Origin of the sequence: Hungatella hathewayi WAL-18680 (assembly GCF_000235505.1) — a bacterium.
GTDB classification, from domain to species: domain Bacteria; phylum Bacillota; class Clostridia; order Lachnospirales; family Lachnospiraceae; genus Hungatella_A; species Hungatella_A hathewayi_A.
This window is the reverse complement of sequence record NZ_JH379027.1, coordinates 1,001,599-1,019,379: the sequence shown is the minus strand read 5'-3', so window position 1 is coordinate 1,019,379 and position 17,781 is coordinate 1,001,599. Positions and strand designations below refer to the sequence as shown.

The following is a 17,781-nucleotide window of genomic DNA, read 5'->3' as shown; positions in this document are numbered from 1 at the left end:
TTCTAATTTGTGAAATTTTATTGCATGAAACATTTATCCGTGATATAGTTATACCATAAATATCGACAGGAGGCATCCATATGAATCAGACAACCAGCCTGCTCACTCTGCTCTGCTCCGACTACGACAAGTTTTTCGAGGCAGAAAAGAAAATCGCTGATTACATCATTGCCAATAAAAAAGCAGCTCTCGACATGACCATCGCCGAGCTGGCGAAAGCCAGCGATACCTCCGACGCCACGGTCTCCCGATTCTGCAAAAAGCTGGGGCTGAAAAATTATCAGACCTTTCGTCTGGCGCTGGCCAAGGACGTGATGGAGGAACAGCAGCAATCTCTGTCCACCTCCAACGACATCAGCCTTGACAATGTCAACCAGTCGCTCCAGAATATCCTCGCCAACAAGGTGGCCGAACTGACCTCCACCGTATCCATGATTGAGGCGGACAACCTAACCGCCATCATCCGGTGCCTGGAATCGGCGGATATCATCCAGGTGGCAGCCGTGGGAAATACCATCCCGGTGGCCATGGACGCCGCCTTCAAGTTTAACCAGCTTGGACTGCGCACCGTCTGCAGCGAGATACTGGAAAAACAGAGCGCCTTTGCTCTTACCCTGACGCCGGGGGATGTGCTGCTAGTCATCTCCACCTCCGGCACCTCCAAACGGCTGACCCAGCTGGTGCGGGCCGCCAGGGACAACCACGCCACCGTTGTGCTGATAACCAACGACAGGGAATCACCACTGGCCAAGCTGTCCAATTATCTCCTCATCACCGCCACAAGGGAGAAACTGCTCACCGGGGATTTTGCATTCTCCCGGGTGTCCGCCACGGCCATGATAGAGATCTTATACCTGTTCTTGTTCATCGACATGGACGGCACCCGGGAAGCCATACGGCGCCACGAGGAGACCATCCGTCCGGACAAGAAAGAATAATTGAAAACCGCAGAAAATCTGCAAGCCGGAACGCGTCCGGACCATCACCTGGCCCTCTACGCGTTCCGGCTCTTTTTCTGAAGATACATCTCCTTGTCGGCGGCGGCAATCAACTGCTCCTTCGTCTTCATGATTTCCCCGTCAAATCTCACATACCCGGCGCTGCAGCAGAGCTGGTAGGGCGTATTCTCATGGCGGTTTTCATGCTCCAGCATGGTATCCAGCTGCTGCATGGCATTTAAGATATCCTTCTCTTTTCTGCACTCCAGCACCACCACAAACTCATCCCCGCCGTACCGCGCGATAAACGCGTTCATTTTCCCAAAGGTCCGCTTCAACACGGACGCCACCTTTATTAGCGCCGCGTCCCCGGCCATATGGCCAAAGGAATCGTTAATCTGCTTGAATTTATCCACGTCAATCAACAGCAGGTACCAGGGATTCTGATTCCTGCCGCCGTCTATTTTGGATTGAATGAACTGGTTGAAACGGCTCCGGTTGTTAAGTCCTGTCATGGGGTCTAAGGATATCTGGGTCCGCTGCATTTTCACATAGACCATAACCATGGACGCCACCGTAAACGGCCAGATGGCCGCCATATCCTTCACCACCAGCTGAAGAAGGCCGCCAGCCAGGGGCAGCACCGGGAAGTAGGCCAGATAGACGTACTCCTCCCGCTTCTCCCTCATATTCGCCTTCCGTCTCAGGAAAAATGCCATGCCACCCGCCGCCAGAATATAAGCCGCCCAGACAAAGCACTGAAGCAGAAACGCTGCTCCTCTCACATAATGGTTCTGGCCATCCACGCCGAATACCAGCCCCGGCCACCCGGTCATCATCAGAACAAGCACCAGAAGCGGCGCCGAGGTGAACAGGATCAGCCACTTGTGCTCGATTAAATCCCTGTCCTCGTAAAGGTTGGCATAGGTGAAGAGAAACCAGCCATAGGCCAGCATATCCACCGCCGCGTAGTACAGCCAGACACAGACCCACATCGCCGTGCTGACCCATGCCGCTCCCTGTCCGTCAAACACCCGGATGGCGGTATCCGTCACCAGCGTCAGAATCATCAGTGTGATTATTTTCCGAAATCGCTTACTGTTTCTGGAGTAAGGAAATTTGGATTTGGAATTTATATATAAAATCAACAGCATTAACGCGGCAAACATGTTGATTTGGATATAGCCAAAACGCCCCATCCATCTCCTCCTTTTCCTGGTTCATGTTCATTTTATTATGCAGGCATGCAGTCTCCGGCTTTCTTTCGCTGTTTTTCCCGGTACATGGCTTCGTCGGCCGCCTTCATCAGACTGTGTCTGTCGTTCACCCGGACGCCGTCGTAGCACGCGTAACCGGCGCTTAGCGTCACCCGGAGCGGCTTTGCAGCCTGGCGGTTGGATTCCTCCAGCTTGTCATAAAACAGTTGAAGGACGTCTTTTGCCTTCTCCGCCCCGTCACAGCTGGCCACCACCACAAACTCATCTCCCCCAAACCGGGCCAGAAACGAGTCCGTATTGCCGTAAGCCGCCTTCAACACCTTCGCCACCCGGCAGAGCACCTTATCCCCCACAATGTGGCCGTAGACATCGTTAATGCTCTTGAAATCATCCACGTCCAGGATAATCAGGCACCACAGCTTTCCGTCATTCATATCACAGCGGCTCAGCAGGTATTTCTCCAGCTGTCTGCGGTTGTTGAGGCCGGTCAGTCCGTCGGTGGTTATCTGTCCATTCTGCATGCTGACATAGATCGTCAGAATCGCCAGCGCCGTAAACGGCCAGGCGGACCAGAACTTGTAGTCCAGAAGCTGGAGCACCAGACCGGCGATGGGAATCATGGCATAAACCGCCAGCCGCACGCACTCCTGTTTCTCCCCCGCCCTGGTCACCCGCCTCCGCTGTAAGAATGACAGCACGATGGCGGTCAGCATATAACCGCTGATAAACAGATAGGGGGCGATATAGTAAGGCCCACGCTCATAGGAATTATTCTCATTTACCCAAAACACCCAGTGGGTCCAGGGAGTCATAATCAGAACCAAGCAGCTGATAAGCACGGGAATTGACAGCAGCCGCAGCTTCTTTCTGTTCTCCAGAAGGTTCTCCACCCCCGGAATCCTGCTATATATGTAGACAAACCAGGAAAATGCAAACCCGGCATACAGCATCGCATACAGGATGTTGCACACCCAGACTAACATCCTGGCTCCCTCCCACATCTCCCCGTCAGGCACCCAGGAGCAGGTCTCCAGCACCATCATTCCGATGGTCTGCCATACTAAAACGATAAAAAAATGAGTATTCAAATTTCTGGGCAATGACTTTTTCACATCCTGCGAAATGATGAAAAGCACAATGACCGGAAGTAAATAGATATTCGCATGAATCAGCGCTCTGCTCATGTCACCGCCCCTTCCTCTGGTTTTTATTATAGCATTCCACGTATGAAATCACAAATCATTTTTACCCGTAAAACATGGTTTTCAGTCATCTCTACAGATGCAAAAAAGGTATCAATCCCTAGCTTTTATCTTCAGGATTCATACCTTTTCATTCTCATCATGCGGATAACAGGACTTGAACCTGCACGTCGTGGACACCAGAACCTAAATCTGGCGCGTCTGCCAATTCCGCCACATCCGCCTAAACTATCTAACCCCATGAGCGTGCGGGGATTCGAACCCCGGACAACTTGATTAAAAGTCAAGTGCTCTACCGACTGAGCTACACGCCCATTGATACCGGATTCCCCTGAATTTATCAGGAAAATTGGCACGTTCATTATAGTAACATAGGATTTTTAAATTGTCAATATGGACATGAGACAGACATCTGATTTTTTCGCAGCGGCTCTCACCAGACTTCAATCGTCTTTGCGCGCGCGGCAATCTCCTCCACTGTCGGAAACTCCTCCAGACTCTCACAGTCCGCTTCCAGCTCCGCCAGGGCGATGAGGATATTCTGCATTTCCCTGGTCATCCGTTTCGCCAGGATACTGCCCCTCCACACCCGAACTGCCTCCGCCCGCTCCTCTTCCTCCTGGCTCAGACACTCCTTCAGACAGAGCAGCTGATACATCAAATCCTGCTCCTTCATATCACGAAGAACAGAGAACTGGCGAAACACGTCCAGCTCTCTGCCTCTCTGCATTTCCCCAAGGGGAAACATCTTTTTATAATACCGTTTTTCTTTATTTCTCTGTTCTTTTCTCGAAGTAAACTGAAACCAAGATATCCCGTTTCCCATCATCCTGCTCCCTCAAAAAATCGAATGCATACAGGGGGGAAGCCATCATATTATAAATGCCCGCCCGGCAGGCGTACGCTTCTCCTGCGTCTCTCGGGTCGCCCCTGTCAGTGCCATCGGCGTGTGGACCGTACGAACTCCTCCACCTCGGGCAACATTTATAATAGTACAGATGATTGTTTGGCAGGCGTACCAAATCTCCTGCATCTCTCGGGGTTTCCCCCTGTCAAGCCATCGGCGTGTGGACGGGTACGAAATCTTCCACCTCAAACAATCATCTGCGAATAACATGATTATTCTAGTTCTAATATAACAGTTTTATTCTCTTTTGTAAATAATTTTTTTATTTCTGATAAGCCGGTTCCATTCTTTTTCATCTATTTTCATAAATGTAATAATTGAATTCTTGTAGTCCGATTTCTCCCTGGATGTCATTAATCTGAGAATTGTCTTAAACTTCTTTCCATCCAGCTCCGCCAGTTCTTTTAATAGTAACGCCGTATTCGGTTTTTGTGTCTCTACTATAAAATCCGGACGTTCAACCACTTCCTTCAAGCACTGACAAAACCGCTCATAATCTCCCGGATGCCTCTCCGCGATATGAGCAATCCGCTCCTCCGTAATAATCACTTCATCCGTCACAATATCATCCGCCACGCAGCTATAAATACTCCTGTCAATCCTGCCAACCGTACGCACCCGTACTACCTCGTTCGTCTCAGACGCAACTCACATACCAATAAGGGAAATCAATCGAAAACACCACTTACAGAATTCCAAAGACCGGGACAGATGCCCGAAATAACAAAGATTTTGAAAAAACTGGGCTAGTTGGATTCGAACCAACGAGTGCAGGAGTCAAAGTCCTGTGCCTTACCGCTTGGCGATAGCCCAACATTGCCGATTATAGATAAAAAAATAATTCCCGAAGGAATTAGGGTGGATAAAGGGATTCGAACCCTTGGCCTCCAGAGCCACAATCTGGCGCGCTAACCAACTGCGCTATACCCACCATAGGTCATACCATAGACAATATGCAATTGTAAAGTATGAAACGAGCCTGAAGGGATTCGAACCCCCGACCCACGGCTTAGAAGGCCGTTGCTCTATCCAACTGAGCTACAGACTCGTAAGCGGGTGATGGGAATCGAACCCACGTATCTAGCTTGGAAGGCTAGTGTTCTACCATTGAACTACACCCGCGAATACCCAATGAGAGGTACAGACTGACAAATAAAAATCCACGTTGTAAGCTCGCTTACATAAGTGGCTTTTTATTTGGCTGGCTGAATCGCCGTTGCAAACGGCGATTGTGGAACGAAGTTCCACAATACCTCGGACTCACACTGCCAGTTCCCCCTTCCACCTCCCGGCTTCCAGTCCCTCACAGTCTTCACGAATCCTAACGTATCCTCTCCAATCGGGGTGACAGGATTCGAACCTGCGACCTCCTGGTCCCAAACCAGGCGCTCTAGCCAAGCTGAGCCACACCCCGCGTTCCAACCCCTCCGAAAACTCGATTCCATCGATTCCACTCAATCCATCAATCTCGTCCTCATCCGGTCTTCCACGCGTCCAATCGACAACGCAAGAGTTATTATATACGAATCCCCCTCACTTGTCAACCACTTTCTCACCATAAATTCAGAAGTTGTCCGAATTTCATAAAAAATTCTGACTATATTCCACTTCCCCCTCATCCGTCACCGTCATAATCCCATAAGACCCCTTCTTCCCCTCCTGTCTAGGGTAAGACAAACTCCCAGGATTAATCACCACAACGCCCCCAATCTTCCCATAATAAGGCCGATGGGTATGTCCAAACAGCGCCATCCCGCAGCCCCGGTTCCTGGCCTCCTCCGCCAGTCCCTCGGCTCCCATCGACACCCCATAATAATGCCCATGAGTCAGCAGCGCCCGATACTTCCCAATCTTAATCTCCCTCTCCTTATCCAACATAGAAAAAAAGTCATTATTCCCCAGCACCATCTCCAGCCGGCACTCCGGGTTCACCCATTCTGCTATGTACCTCTCGCTGCCCTCCGCATCTCCCAGATGAATCAGCATGTCAAGCGGCTTCTCCTTCTCAATCACCATTTTCAGGCCATCGTCCTTGCGATGCGTATCGCTCACAACCAGAATCTTCATCGATGTTCCTCCTCAAAAACCTTCCTAATCTTATCTTTCATCGCCACCAGGGCCTTCCCCCTGTGGCTGATTTCATTCTTCAATTCAATGGGAATCTCCGCCGACGTCATCCCAAATTCCGGCAGATAAAAAATCGGGTCATACCCAAATCCCCCATCCCCAGCCGGCTCCCCGGCAATCACTCCTTCCACAATCCCCAGCGTCCCAAGTTCTCTCCCATCCGGCAGCACCGCCGCAATGGCGCTCACAAACCTCGCCGAGCGCTCTTCCCCCTGGGCTTTCTCCATCCGCTCCAATATCACCCGGTTCTTACACTCATAGGAAGTATCCTCCCCCAGGTACCGCGCCGAGTAAATCCCCGGCTCCCCGTCCAGATAATCAATCACCAGCCCCGAATCGTCCGCCAGCACAATCCCGCCGGTCTTCTCCCAGACCGCTCTCGCCTTTATGGCCGCATTCTCCTCAAAGGTCTTTCCATCCTCCACAATATCCAAATCCACCCCGGCCTCTTTCATCGAGAGAATCTCCAGCCCCAAATCCGCCAGTATCAGCCGGATCTCCTTCATTTTCCCTTCATTGCCGGTGGCAAACACAATCTTATGTCCCATCTTCAACAACCTCCTGCCCTCACCCGCTTAGCAGACGCACCGCTGGCTCCCAGCCGCTCCCGTCTCCACATCCCGGATAAAAGCTCTTTCCCTTCTATGATGCACCATCCCTCACCGACGTATACGCCTTCAGGCACAGATTACACCCATATTTTTCTTCCATCGACTCCCAGCTGGTTCCCCGGAAGCTGATATACCCTTCCCCGTCGCTGATATCCACCAGACTCAGCGTATTGTCCGCCTGGTACTCAATGGCCACCGGATGCACCGAGCCCGGTGTGGTAATCTTAATCATCACCCCAAACCGCTCCCCCGCGTCCAGCTCCACCGGTGTATCCAGTTTCACCGTATAGAACCCGGCATTCTCAAACTTCCCGCTGGCCGCCAGCTCCCGCTCCGCAAAATCCGGCGTCTCCGGCACATGCCTTGACACATAGACCTCATACTCCGTATTCACATCCGTAGCATAAAACCCAACGGCCTCCAGATTCTCACGCTCCCCGGCCTGGTACACATTCGCCCCGTAAGCACTCTCCTTCCCATACCCAAGCTGCCCAACCCAGCCGCACAAATCCGTCTGATAAATCCTGTCATAATTATCCACCGATTCCACGCCCGTATACAAAATGTTGTGCATCCCGATATTGGAGTCATAGTAGGACACGTAGAAATATCCCCCGTCCCCAAAGGCCGTCCCCCAGCTGGAGGCGCACAGAAACGCCCCGTCCCCGGGAAGCTCCATATTAAAATTCTCCTTCGGGAAATTGTCATCCCACCCCACAATCACAGCGTCGTGGTTGGGCTTCTCATCCCCGATATAACAGTAGGAAAATGTATTCTCATTGTAATACACAGACCGGCTCTTATAGTTCTTGATGGAGGTGTACAGCGAACTCTGCACCCCGCCCCGAAAATAAACTGCCGCCTTAATCTTCTGGTAATCCTTCTGCGGCAGTATCTGAATCTCCTGCACATGCTTCACCGGCTTCAGCCCCTGGGGCGACACGCCGTCCCCATACGGGTCATCCTTTTCATACACCGGCCCCTGCCATCCCAGCAGGTAAGCCATGGACATGGTATACTCCCCGCCGTCATCCTGGGTCAGATTAAACCCGTTCTGAAGGGACATATGGTCTTCCGATAAATCCATCTTCTCCCCCGGCATCAGCGCGCTCTCCAGCGCCGTCAGCGAGGCAAATGCCCAGCAAGTCCCATAATTTCCCTGGTCCTTCACCTTCGGGGCCCGTCCCTCTTTCCGGTAATCATAGCTGGAAGGCAGAAGCGGCGCCACCCGGGTCTTATCCAGCGCATATACCGGATAATAAACACGCGTGCCATCCACGGCCACCACAGCCGGGTCTCCCGTTTTCCCCATGCTCCAGGCGCTGGCAGTGGACAACAGAATCACCAGCATAAGCAGTCCCGTGTACACAACTTTACGTCTCAATCTCGTCTCCTGCTTTTCTTCTGGGCGGCTTCGGCCCCAGGAACTGATAGAAATACGTCTTCATCATTCCATTATAAATCTTGCGGTTTTTATCCGCCTTCCGCCCCATATATTTTTCCGCGTCCTCGTAGGCCGTAATCATATAAGCCGACCAGGAATCAAGCGCCCGAAATCTCTCTCCAATCTCCCGGTACAGCGCCGGCAGATTTTCCTTCTCCTCAATCCTCTCCCCGTAAGGCGGATTGGTAATCAGAAATCCATACTTCTTCGGATGACTGAGGGCGCTGAGCGGTCTCTGCTGAAAATGAATCATATGCCCAACCCCGGCCGCCTCCGCATTGGCCCTGGCCGCCTTCACAATCTCTCCGTCAATATCATAGCCCTGGATATCCACCTCCACGGTGTCATCCACCATCTCGTTGGCCTCATCCATGGCCTCGTACCAGCATTTCCGGGGAATCAGGTTCTTCCAGTCCTCCGACAGAAACGTTCGTTTCATCCCAGGCGCCATATTGGCCGCCATCATAGCCGCCTCGATGGGAAATGTTCCGCTTCCGCAGAACGGGTCCACCAAAATCCGGTCTTTATTCCAAGGTGTCAGCAGAATCAATGCAGCCGCCAGCGTCTCCGTGATAGGCGCCTTGCTGGTCAGCGTCCGGTACCCCCTCTTGTGAAGGGAATCCCCGGAAGTGTCTATCCCGACTGTCACCATATCCTTATATAAGAACACCCGCAGCGGATAGCTGCTCCCCGTCTCCGGGAAACGCTCCAGCCCATAGGCTTTCTTCATCCGCTCCACCATGGCCTTCTTCATAATCGACTGGATATCCGAAGGGCTGAACAGCTTGCTCTTAATCGAGGACGCCTTCGCCACCCAGAATTTCCCGTCCTGGGGAATGTACTCCTCCCAGGCAATGGCCTTCGTCCCCTGAAACAGCTCCTCAAAACTCTCCGCCCGGAAGCTGCCCACCTTCAGAAGCACCCGCTCCGCCGTCCGCAGAAATATATTGGCCCGGCAAATCGCCTCATCGTCTCCGACAAACGTCACCCTGCCATCTTCCACCAGGGATATCTCGTATCCCAAATCAATAATCTCTCTCTTTAATACCGCTTCCATCCCAAAATGACAGGGCGCAATCAACTCAAACGTCTTTTTCAAAATTTCTATCCTCTCACAGAGCAATCTCTTTTACTTTATTCCCGTCAAAATCATAGATGGTAAATATCTCCCCGTCCAGCATGGCATAGCTGTTTGGATTCCCTTCCTTCGGAAGTGACGTGGAGCCGGGGTTCAACAGGAATTTATCCCCCATCTTCTCCGCCACCGGCAGATGGATGTGGCCGTGAATCAGCACATCTCCGGCCTGCATAGGAGGCAGACAGTCCTGATTGTAAATGTGTCCGTGGGTGGCGTAAAATGTCTTCCCATTCAGTTCCAGCAGCGCGTAGTCCGCCATAATCGGAAATTCCAGCACCATCTGGTCCACCTCAGCGTCACAGTTGCCGCGGACCGCATATATCTGGTCCTTGTACTGGTTGAGCATCTCTGTCACCAGCTTGGGCGCATACTCCTCTGGCAAATCATTTCTAGGGCCGTGGTACAGGATATCTCCCAGAAGTATCAGCCTGCCGGCCCCCGACTGTCTATATATCTCAAGCATCTTCCTGCAATAACATGCAGAGCCATGAATATCTGAAGCAAACATATATTTCATAATTGGTTCCTCCTTCGTGCATCAAGGCACAGTTACCCTATTTTGAACTTAAGTACTATTTTAAAGCCAGATACCACCTTCTGTCAATGAAGATTCGGCCTATCGGCGAAGATTCTAACCTTTCACTAAATATTTTCCCCGGTAGGAGGACAATCCGTTGGCCGTGTTTACCACAGAATAGCCCATTGCGCTCAAATGGTTGCAGGCAAGCATGCTTTGTCCGCCTCTGGCGCAGTAGCATACAATGGTTTTGTCCTTCGGAAGAGATTCCATTTTCTCGTCCAACTCCTCACAGGGAATATTGACCGCTCCCTCCATGTGGCACATCTCATAGGAAGCCCGGTTTCTCACATCCAGCAAAAAAATATCTTCATGGCAGTCTAACATCTGTTCCAGCTGCTTCATGGTTATGGTCTGATACATCATCATTCACTACCTGTCCTTTCCTGACGGTATTATACTATTAGTATATGTAAAAAGCCGCCCTATGATAATAGGACGGCTCTGCCAGTCATGCCGATTAGCGGTTGCTGTTCTGGCTGCTGTTCTGGTTGTTGTTTCTGCTGCTGTTCTGGCTGTTGTTCTGGCCGCTGTTCTGGCTGTTGTTTCTGCTGCTGTTCTGGCTGCTGTTCTGGCTGTTGTTCTGATTGCTGTTCTGACATCTCTTTGTGTCTTCCATGTCATTATAGTTATTTCTAGACATATTCATTACCTCCTGGACGTTAAAGTCTGTTTTTTGTTACAGGGATAGTATGTCTTTTATTTTGCATTTTATTCTTTCTTTTTTTACATAATTATATTATAATATACATGGAGTATGGGCTTCCCTTAAAGCCCGCCATTAATCCTTATTAGAGATTGATACTCCCCTCAAGAAAAGCCTGGCAGCTCCCCTGTCAGGCTTTTCACTTTCTTATGCATTTCCAATTATAAAAATATGGCGTTGCTCCATGCCGTTCTTCCACTGGCGTCCACACACTCCACGCGGACATAGGTCTCGTCCCCGTTTAACGGATACTCCGCCCGTGTCATGGTCTCCTGAAGGCTGCCGCACATCACTGTTCTTCCCCCGTTGACATACCCGCCGGCAATCACATTGACCCGGTTCACCGGACTGCAGTCCACATAGACTACCCCCTCCCGGATGCCCCAGTCGTATATCTCGGGGCCTGAGGAGGAATAATAATTGCCCTCCACCAGCGCGCTGATAATGTTGTCGTGAGTCAGGCCATCCGCCTTCACCCACACATAGCCGCCGCAAGCATCGTCGAACAGTCCCTCGTTGTGATTGTCGTCCGAGGCGAACCCGTGAATCCGCCTGCCCTTTCGAAGCATCACATCCCAGTGGGCCGTGTCATATCCGGTCCCGCTTTCATTTACCGTATTATAATTAAAGATTTCCAGTCCGAAAATGCCGTCGGTATCCACAAACTCCCGCTCCTCCACTCTGGACCAGACCGGGTGATTGTAGGTGGTGATGCAGCCCCTGGCCGCCAGCTCATCCGCCAGCTGCTGGGCCACGGCGGCCCCATCCCACTCCCCGTAATACACCGGCACTTCCAGCCGTTCCATATGGCGAAACAGCGGTTTCACCGCCTTTTGCTGCATCAGTTCCGTCCCCAATATCCCGTGGATGTGATGCACCTTTTTTCTGTGGATACCGTCTTCCTTCTCGAACAGCACCGCCGACGCCTCCAATCCCGGCAGGATGATAAATTCCGGACTGTCAAACTCCTTGCGGTAATCTGTGTATAAATCATGCTCGCTGAGGCACAGGAAATGATACCCGTTGTCCTGGAACAGCTTCACCGACTCCGCCGGCGTCAGCTTCCCGTCGGAATTCACCGTGTGGCTGTGCAGATTACCCTTGTACCAGTTCCCTCTTCCTTTAAATCCTTCTATATTCCGTTTCAAACGCTTCTCCTCCTGCCCTTATTTCAGCGCCAGGCAGTTGTGGTTTTCCACCGCCAGCTGCACCCTGCTGCCATTTTCATAAAGCTGGAAGCTGCGAAACAGCACATCCGCTTTTAACATGACCCCGTTGACATCAATGTCATACCGGAGAACATTTCCCCGCGGGGTATTGTTTTTGATAATGCCCTCAAAATGATAGGCGTTGGCCACATCCTTCACCGTCCTGGACACGCTGATGGTCTCCGGCCGGATGGCCACGTCCTCGGACGCCTCATAGGGCTTTCCCGTCACCCGGATGAACTCGCTGGCGGTCAGAATATTATAATTACCGATAAACCCGGCCGCAAACTTGGTTTTGGGCTCCGTGTACATGGCAATCGGGCTTCCCGACTGCTCAATCTTACCCGCGTGGAACAGTTGAATCACATCCGACATCACCATGGCCTCATCCTGGTCATGGGTCACGAAAATGGTGGTCAGCCCCAGCTCCTTATGTATCTGCCGGATGCTGGACTGGAGGGATTTGCGCAGCTTTGCATCGATGGCGCTTAAGGGCTCATCCAGAAGCAGCACCTTGGGCTCCATGACAATGCTTCTCGCCAGGGCCACTCTCTGCTGCTGGCCGCCGGACAGATTGGCCGGGTATGATTTCTCCTTCCCTTCCAGCTCCACCATGCGGATAGCGCCGCGCACCTTCTCGTCAATCAACTCCGGCGCGGCCTTCTTCATTTTCAGGCCGAAGGCAATGTTCTGCTCCACCGTCATGTTGGGAAACAGACTGTACTGCTGGAACACCATGCCCACATTTCTCTGGCTGGGCGGCGTCTCCGTGATATCTTCCCCGTCCAGGAATATCTGTCCCTCCGTCACTGATTCCAGCCCCGACAGACAGCGGAGCAGCGTGCTCTTCCCACAGCCCGACGGCCCCAGAAGGGTCACTAAATCGCCCTTTTGCACTTCCATAGTGATCTCATCCAGCACCCGGTTGTCGCCGAACATTTTTGTAATATTTCGAAACTCAATATATGCCATGTTTATCTACCTGCCACTTTCTTCCCTTTGTTCTGAAGCCATAACACAGTGCCTGTAATTCCAAACACCACCACAAAGATAAGCACCACAATGGCGCTGGCCTTGCTGCTGGACTTCGTCATATTAACATACAGATACACCTGAATATTCTGGTAATTGTTCCCCGCGATATTGTTGGCCAGCACGAAGTCACCGAACACAATGCTGACCGCCAGCAGGGACGAGACAATCACCCCCGGCATGATGTTGGGAATCACCACCCGGAAGAAGGCGTAGAGTCTGCCGGCTCCCAGCATCTGGGCCGCATCCACCAGCATTTTGCTGTTGATGGCATTTAGATTGTTCCGGATTCCCTGATAAATGTAGGGCAGCACCATAATGCTGTACGCCCCGAACAGCATCATCATCCGGTTGGACAGAAAGGTCCCCGTTCCTGAAAAGAGGGAGACGATACTGATGGACAAAATCACGCCCTGAAGCGCGTAGGGTATCATGCAGATGAACTGAATGTATTTTCCAAGCCAGGGCGCATACATGGTGACCACGAACATGACGCCCAGCAGCAGTGCGATGGAGATGGACACCGACACCACACAGATAACCAGGGTCCGGCCCACGCTGAGCCAGAAATCCATATCCTGAAACAGCTCCACATAGTTCTTCACCGTAAATCCCGACGGGATGATTCCCACCCACTCCGTGGACAGAGAGTAGATAAACGTCACCACAAAAGGTATCAGCAAATAGATGGAAATCAGAATAATCAGCAGCTGCGGAAGTCTCTTTGATTTTTTCACTCTAAGCCGCCCCCTTCGCATGTTTCTTCGTCAGATAGTTGTTAACCAGCGTCGCTGCCACCATCAGACATATCATCACCACCGACAACGCGCCGCCCAGTTCCTTGTTAATCCGCACGTCCCCCTTGAATTTGGAGGAAATCTGGAGCGGCAGCAGCGCGTAGTTGGAAAGCAGCAGCGCGTAAGCCGTGGCATAGGCCGCCAGGGCGTTGGAAAACAGCACGCTGAGGGTGCCTAACAGACTTGTCAGCAGGTTTGGAATCCCTATCAGGAACCAGTACCGCAGGGAGCCGCAGTGGAGCAGAATGGCCGCCTCCCGCCACTCCTTCTTAATCCCCAGAAATGCCGGAATCAGTAGCAGCGTCGCCAGCGGTATCTGGAAATAAATATAGATGAGCGTCAGACCATTTCCGCTGTACAGATTAAAGTCCTGCAGAAATCCCAGCTTCTGGGCCACCAATGTCAGCACGCCCGTATTTCCCAGCAGTATCATAAACCCGAAGGTCAGCGGCACGCCGGAGAAGTTGGAGGTCATATTCAGCACCATGGTAAAAAAGTTCTGGAACTTCTCCCCCGCGTCGTGGTAGGATTTCGCCGCGATAAACGCCACACAGATGCCAACCAGGGCGGATATCAGGCTGATGCGGATGCTGTTCACAATCGAAGCCTGATAGAGAGGGGTCGAGAATATTTTCCCATAATTGCTCAAAGACCATGCGCCGGTGTTCTCATCGTGAAAGCTGTTTAGCGCCAGCTGAAGTAACGGAAGCAGCTCATAGAGACACACCACAATTGCAAAAGGCAGAAGAACCAGGCAGTTCTTCCACGTCTGTTTCTTTATGTTCATATCGTTTACCCGAATGGAACAGGCATGTTGTTCACATGCCCGCCCCTGCTTTCCTGATGTTTATTTAATCGCCGGAATGATGTTCTCTTCCCAGTATGTAATGATATCCTGGCAGACGTTGGTCCACTTGTCGAAATCCTCGATGGCGTGGGCGCTTGCGTACTGGCTCTGGTCGATTCTCTTAGCCTGTACCTCCGCCGGAATCACCACGTTGCTGCGGATAGGTGTGGCGTAACCGATAGCCAGGTTAATCTGCCCCTGGTCGCTTAAGATATACTCTCTCGCCAGGCAGGCCGCGTTGGGGTTCGGCGCGTTCACATTGATGATGGAAGCGTAGCCGCTCTGCACACTGCCGTCGGACGGCACACACACCGTAAAGGAGGCATTGGGATTGTTGGAAACGGCATTGTCGCGGTAATTTAACGCGTTGTAATCCCAGAACAGTCCCACCGCAATCTCGCCGGACTCAATTCTCGCCGTGCTGGTGTCGCCGGTGTCAATTCTCCCCTCTTTCGCCAGAGTACTCCAGAAGTCGTAGGCCGGCTGTAAGTTGTCCATATCGCCGCCCATGGCATAAGCCGTCGCCAGAATCGCATGCTGGGCCTGGGACGCCGCGGAAACGTCGCCGATGGTCACCTTGTAATCTCCCTCCAGAATATCCTGGAAGCTCTGGGGCGCCTTGTCCACCAGCGCGTTGTTGGTAATGATGGAGATGGTGCCTACATAGCACACAATCCAGTCACCGTCATCATCCTTCGCCCAGGACGGGATATCGTCCCAGTAGGAGGTCTTATATTTTAATGTCACCCCCTCGGACTCCGCCACCGGCCCCCACTGCTGTCCCACGTCGCCGATATCCTTGGTTCCGTCCTTGCCCTCCTCCTTGAACAGTGCAATCTCCTCGGAGGAGCTCATATCCAAATCCTCATGGGCAATGCCGTACTCATCGTTAATTCCCTGCCAGGTCCCAATCCAGTTGGCCCAGGTATCCGGCATTCCCACGGAATTGACCTTGCCCTCCTTTTTGGCATCCGCCACGATAGCGTCCCATCCCTTGCTGTTGTAATCCACATTTTCTGCCGCGGCAGATTTGGCACATCCTGACAGCAGCGCAGCCGCCATACTCATAGCCAGTAACACACTCACACATGATTTCTTCATAAACATTCTCCTTTTTCTTTCCTGACTCCAAGACCGCCCAGACACCCGATTCGCCTTCCGGGCACCCGGACTTTCTTTATCTTAACGGAGCAATGTAAAATCCAAAAAGGGGAACATGTTAAAATTAGGAAAATTTATCAAGACAAAGCGAAACCCCGGCGGCGCATCTTTCTGCGCCGCCGGGGTCTCTTATCCTTGTATATCCTGTTTATCCTTTATCTATAAAGTTTCCGAAGATTAGTCGCCAAGCACGTTGACAACTTTTACTGGCGAACGATACAGCCAGTCGGAAACCTTAATCCCTGTCTTATAGGTGGAGGCATGTACAATCTGACCATTGCCAATGTACATGGCCACATGGTTGATTCTGCTTCCATTACCATAGAAAATCAAATCGCCAGGTCTGATCTGCTCCAGCGCGATGGATACGCCCTGTGTAGACTGAGCCGTTGACGAGCGGTTCATCGCCACGCCTGCGCCATTTGCCATGACGTAACGGGTAAATCCGGAACAGTCAACTCCTGAGTGAGGGTCGCTGCCGCCATATTTATATCTTCCACCGACAAACTGTAATGCGTAGTTTACCAGATTCTGTCTCTGCTCCGTGGTCACTTCCAAACCGTTCATGTTGACGGTAAGGCTGGCCTCGTCATCACTTGCCTCCATCTCTTCCTGAAGGCTGATACTTTCGTCGAATGGGATAAATCCTTCCGCGCTTCCGACTTTAATCTTCAGCCATCCGTCTCCCATATCTTCCAATACATTAAAGCTCATGCCCTGTGTTGCCTGGGCAATCACTACGTCGCTGTTCTGTGATGCATTTATATTAACTGTGGATGCATTTACGGTAGCTACGTAAGAGCCGCCTTCCATTCCTGGACCTGCAAGTGCTGTTGATGCCTTTGCCTCCATGGGACTGGCAAATACGAACATGCCGCAAGCGGCAAAAGTTGCGATACCGTAAACTGATTTTTTTAGATTCATCTGTTTGCTCCTAACATTACGTCTTTGTCGTAAGTATTACGAAAATGTTAAATTTTGTTACAAATCGTATTATAGTCCACATCTCCCTAATAGTCAACCCCTTTCTCTAAAAAATCTCAAAAGCCCCCGGCAAGCACCAGAAAACGGGTGCTATTTTGTCAAAAAAAGAGGAGTCCTGTCGAGACAGAACTCCATTCATTTCCATTTATTTTCATTCATTTTTATGGTAACACACGGACAATCTTCACCGGCGTCCGGTAATTCCATGGGGACGTCTTGATGCCGGTCTTATTGGTGGAGGCGTGGACCACCTGGCCGTTTCCGGCATAAATGGCTACGTGATTGATGCGGAAACCGTTGCTGTAAAACACCAAATCCCCCTGTTTCATCTCCTCCTCGGATACAACTCTTCCCTCTCCCGCCTGGGCTACGGAGCTGTGGCTTAGGGATACCCCTGCTGCATGCCGCAGGACATAGGAGGTAAATCCGGAGCAGTCAGCCCCCGTATTGGGGTCCGTACCACCATAAACATAGGGATTTCCCACAAATTGAAGGGCAAAATCCACAACCTGGGCTCTCACGGCCGCCGCCTCATCCACTTTTTCCCTGGCGGTTTCCACCACGGTGGCCTGGCCGGCTGTCTTTAAATAGCCTTCCGATTTGCCGGTATTGATCTTCACCCATCCGTTCTGATAGGATATCACATCGTAGGTCTGGCCCCTCTGCACGGTGTCAGCCACGGCGGCGCTGGTGCTCTTCCCGGTGTAGATTCTGGCGCTTGGGGCGTCTATTTTCACCAGGTAGGAGGAACTGGTCTCCACACCGACACAGGTCGATTCCTTCACGGCTCCATAACTGGTATCAGGCGCGGCGCCCAGGAAAAAACCGCACACACAGAAGGCGGCCATCGCTTTTAATATTGTTTTCAGCATTTGTTTGAACTCC

The 17,781-nt window shown here is 51.7% G+C and carries 19 protein-coding genes and 7 tRNA genes; 1 reads left to right on the top strand and 25 read right to left on the bottom strand.

From position 1 onward, the window contains the following. Positions 1–80 precede the first annotated feature (80 nt). Positions 81–938: a MurR/RpiR family transcriptional regulator gene (locus tag HMPREF9473_RS04650; protein ID WP_006778905.1), complete on the top strand. Its 858-nt coding sequence runs from the start codon at positions 81–83 to the stop codon at positions 936–938. A 56-nt stretch (positions 939–994) separates the two neighbouring features. On the opposite strand, the gene HMPREF9473_RS04645 is transcribed toward HMPREF9473_RS04650, so the two are convergent. From HMPREF9473_RS04645 to HMPREF9473_RS04525, 25 genes are all read right to left on the bottom strand, one after another. Continuing rightward, positions 995–2,137, bottom strand: coding sequence for a GGDEF domain-containing protein (locus HMPREF9473_RS04645; protein ID WP_006778904.1), 1,143 nt, complete (start codon positions 2,135–2,137; stop codon positions 995–997). A 35-nt stretch (positions 2,138–2,172) separates the two neighbouring features. Next, the gene (locus HMPREF9473_RS04640; RefSeq protein ID WP_006778903.1) at positions 2,173–3,339 is read right to left on the bottom strand and encodes a GGDEF domain-containing protein; all 1,167 of its coding nucleotides are present in this window, start codon (positions 3,337–3,339) and stop codon (positions 2,173–2,175) included. 160 nt (positions 3,340–3,499) lie between these two features. Continuing rightward, positions 3,500–3,580: transfer RNA gene (locus tag HMPREF9473_RS04635), tRNA-Leu, on the bottom strand. 18 nt (positions 3,581–3,598) lie between these two features. Then, a tRNA-Lys gene (locus tag HMPREF9473_RS04630) sits at positions 3,599–3,671 on the bottom strand. A gap of 119 nt (positions 3,672–3,790) precedes the next feature. Next, on the bottom strand, positions 3,791–4,183 hold the full coding sequence (locus HMPREF9473_RS04625) for a hypothetical protein (protein ID WP_034857962.1): 393 nt from the start codon (positions 4,181–4,183) through the stop codon (positions 3,791–3,793). Between the two features lie 318 nt (positions 4,184–4,501). Next, complete coding sequence (locus tag HMPREF9473_RS04620; protein ID WP_006778901.1) at positions 4,502–4,882, bottom strand: PBECR2 nuclease fold domain-containing protein; 381 nt, start codon at positions 4,880–4,882, stop codon at positions 4,502–4,504. 123 nt (positions 4,883–5,005) lie between these two features. Next, positions 5,006–5,077 (bottom strand) — tRNA-Gln (locus tag HMPREF9473_RS04615). A gap of 44 nt (positions 5,078–5,121) precedes the next feature. Further along, a tRNA-His gene (locus HMPREF9473_RS04610) sits at positions 5,122–5,195 on the bottom strand. 43 nt (positions 5,196–5,238) lie between these two features. Then, a tRNA-Arg gene (locus tag HMPREF9473_RS04605) sits at positions 5,239–5,312 on the bottom strand. A 3-nt stretch (positions 5,313–5,315) separates the two neighbouring features. Next, positions 5,316–5,386 (bottom strand) — tRNA-Gly (locus HMPREF9473_RS04600). A gap of 217 nt (positions 5,387–5,603) precedes the next feature. Further along, positions 5,604–5,678, bottom strand: a tRNA-Pro gene (locus tag HMPREF9473_RS04595). A 167-nt stretch (positions 5,679–5,845) separates the two neighbouring features. Continuing rightward, a complete protein-coding gene (locus tag HMPREF9473_RS04590; protein ID WP_006778900.1) occupies positions 5,846–6,331 on the bottom strand; it encodes a metallophosphoesterase family protein in 486 nt (161 codons plus the stop codon). Then, entirely contained in the window at positions 6,328–6,939 is a 612-nt protein-coding gene (gene rdgB, locus HMPREF9473_RS04585; protein ID WP_006778899.1) for an RdgB/HAM1 family non-canonical purine NTP pyrophosphatase, read from the bottom strand. Before rdgB ends, HMPREF9473_RS04590 begins: the two co-directional genes overlap by 4 nt. Positions 6,940–7,033: 94 nt before the next feature. Continuing rightward, positions 7,034–8,353 (bottom strand): lectin like domain-containing protein, encoded by a 1,320-nt coding sequence (locus tag HMPREF9473_RS04580; RefSeq protein WP_080568850.1) that lies wholly within the window; start codon positions 8,351–8,353, stop codon positions 7,034–7,036. 22 nt (positions 8,354–8,375) lie between these two features. Further along, entirely contained in the window at positions 8,376–9,545 is a 1,170-nt protein-coding gene (locus tag HMPREF9473_RS04575) for a THUMP domain-containing class I SAM-dependent RNA methyltransferase (protein WP_006778897.1), read from the bottom strand. A gap of 13 nt (positions 9,546–9,558) precedes the next feature. Beyond that, positions 9,559–10,101, bottom strand: coding sequence for a phosphodiesterase (gene yfcE / locus HMPREF9473_RS04570; RefSeq protein ID WP_006778896.1), 543 nt, complete (start codon positions 10,099–10,101; stop codon positions 9,559–9,561). A gap of 114 nt (positions 10,102–10,215) precedes the next feature. After that, a complete protein-coding gene (locus HMPREF9473_RS04565; protein ID WP_006778895.1) occupies positions 10,216–10,530 on the bottom strand; it encodes a rhodanese-like domain-containing protein in 315 nt (104 codons plus the stop codon). A 91-nt stretch (positions 10,531–10,621) separates the two neighbouring features. Further along, positions 10,622–10,804 carry a hypothetical protein gene (locus HMPREF9473_RS04560; protein ID WP_006778894.1) on the bottom strand — a complete coding sequence of 61 codons (183 nt, stop codon included), beginning with the start codon at positions 10,802–10,804 and terminating at the stop codon, positions 10,622–10,624. A 224-nt stretch (positions 10,805–11,028) separates the two neighbouring features. Next, positions 11,029–12,015, bottom strand: coding sequence for a PHP domain-containing protein (locus HMPREF9473_RS04555; RefSeq protein ID WP_006778893.1), 987 nt, complete (start codon positions 12,013–12,015; stop codon positions 11,029–11,031). An 18-nt stretch (positions 12,016–12,033) separates the two neighbouring features. Beyond that, positions 12,034–13,047: an ABC transporter ATP-binding protein gene (locus HMPREF9473_RS04550; protein WP_006778892.1), complete on the bottom strand. Its 1,014-nt coding sequence runs from the start codon at positions 13,045–13,047 to the stop codon at positions 12,034–12,036. A 2-nt stretch (positions 13,048–13,049) separates the two neighbouring features. Further along, positions 13,050–13,844 (bottom strand): ABC transporter permease, encoded by a 795-nt coding sequence (locus tag HMPREF9473_RS04545; RefSeq protein ID WP_006778891.1) that lies wholly within the window; start codon positions 13,842–13,844, stop codon positions 13,050–13,052. A 1-nt stretch (position 13,845) separates the two neighbouring features. Next, on the bottom strand, positions 13,846–14,691 hold the full coding sequence (locus HMPREF9473_RS04540; protein ID WP_006778890.1) for an ABC transporter permease: 846 nt from the start codon (positions 14,689–14,691) through the stop codon (positions 13,846–13,848). Between the two features lie 60 nt (positions 14,692–14,751). Next, a complete protein-coding gene (locus HMPREF9473_RS04535; RefSeq protein WP_006778889.1) occupies positions 14,752–15,852 on the bottom strand; it encodes an ABC transporter substrate-binding protein in 1,101 nt (366 codons plus the stop codon). Between the two features lie 237 nt (positions 15,853–16,089). Continuing rightward, the gene (locus HMPREF9473_RS04530) at positions 16,090–16,836 is read right to left on the bottom strand and encodes a C40 family peptidase (RefSeq protein ID WP_006778888.1); all 747 of its coding nucleotides are present in this window, start codon (positions 16,834–16,836) and stop codon (positions 16,090–16,092) included. A 221-nt stretch (positions 16,837–17,057) separates the two neighbouring features. Then, positions 17,058–17,768, bottom strand: a complete 711-nt coding sequence (locus tag HMPREF9473_RS04525; RefSeq protein ID WP_006778887.1) for a C40 family peptidase — start codon at positions 17,766–17,768, stop codon at positions 17,058–17,060. Between the last annotated feature and the right edge of the window lie 13 nt (positions 17,769–17,781).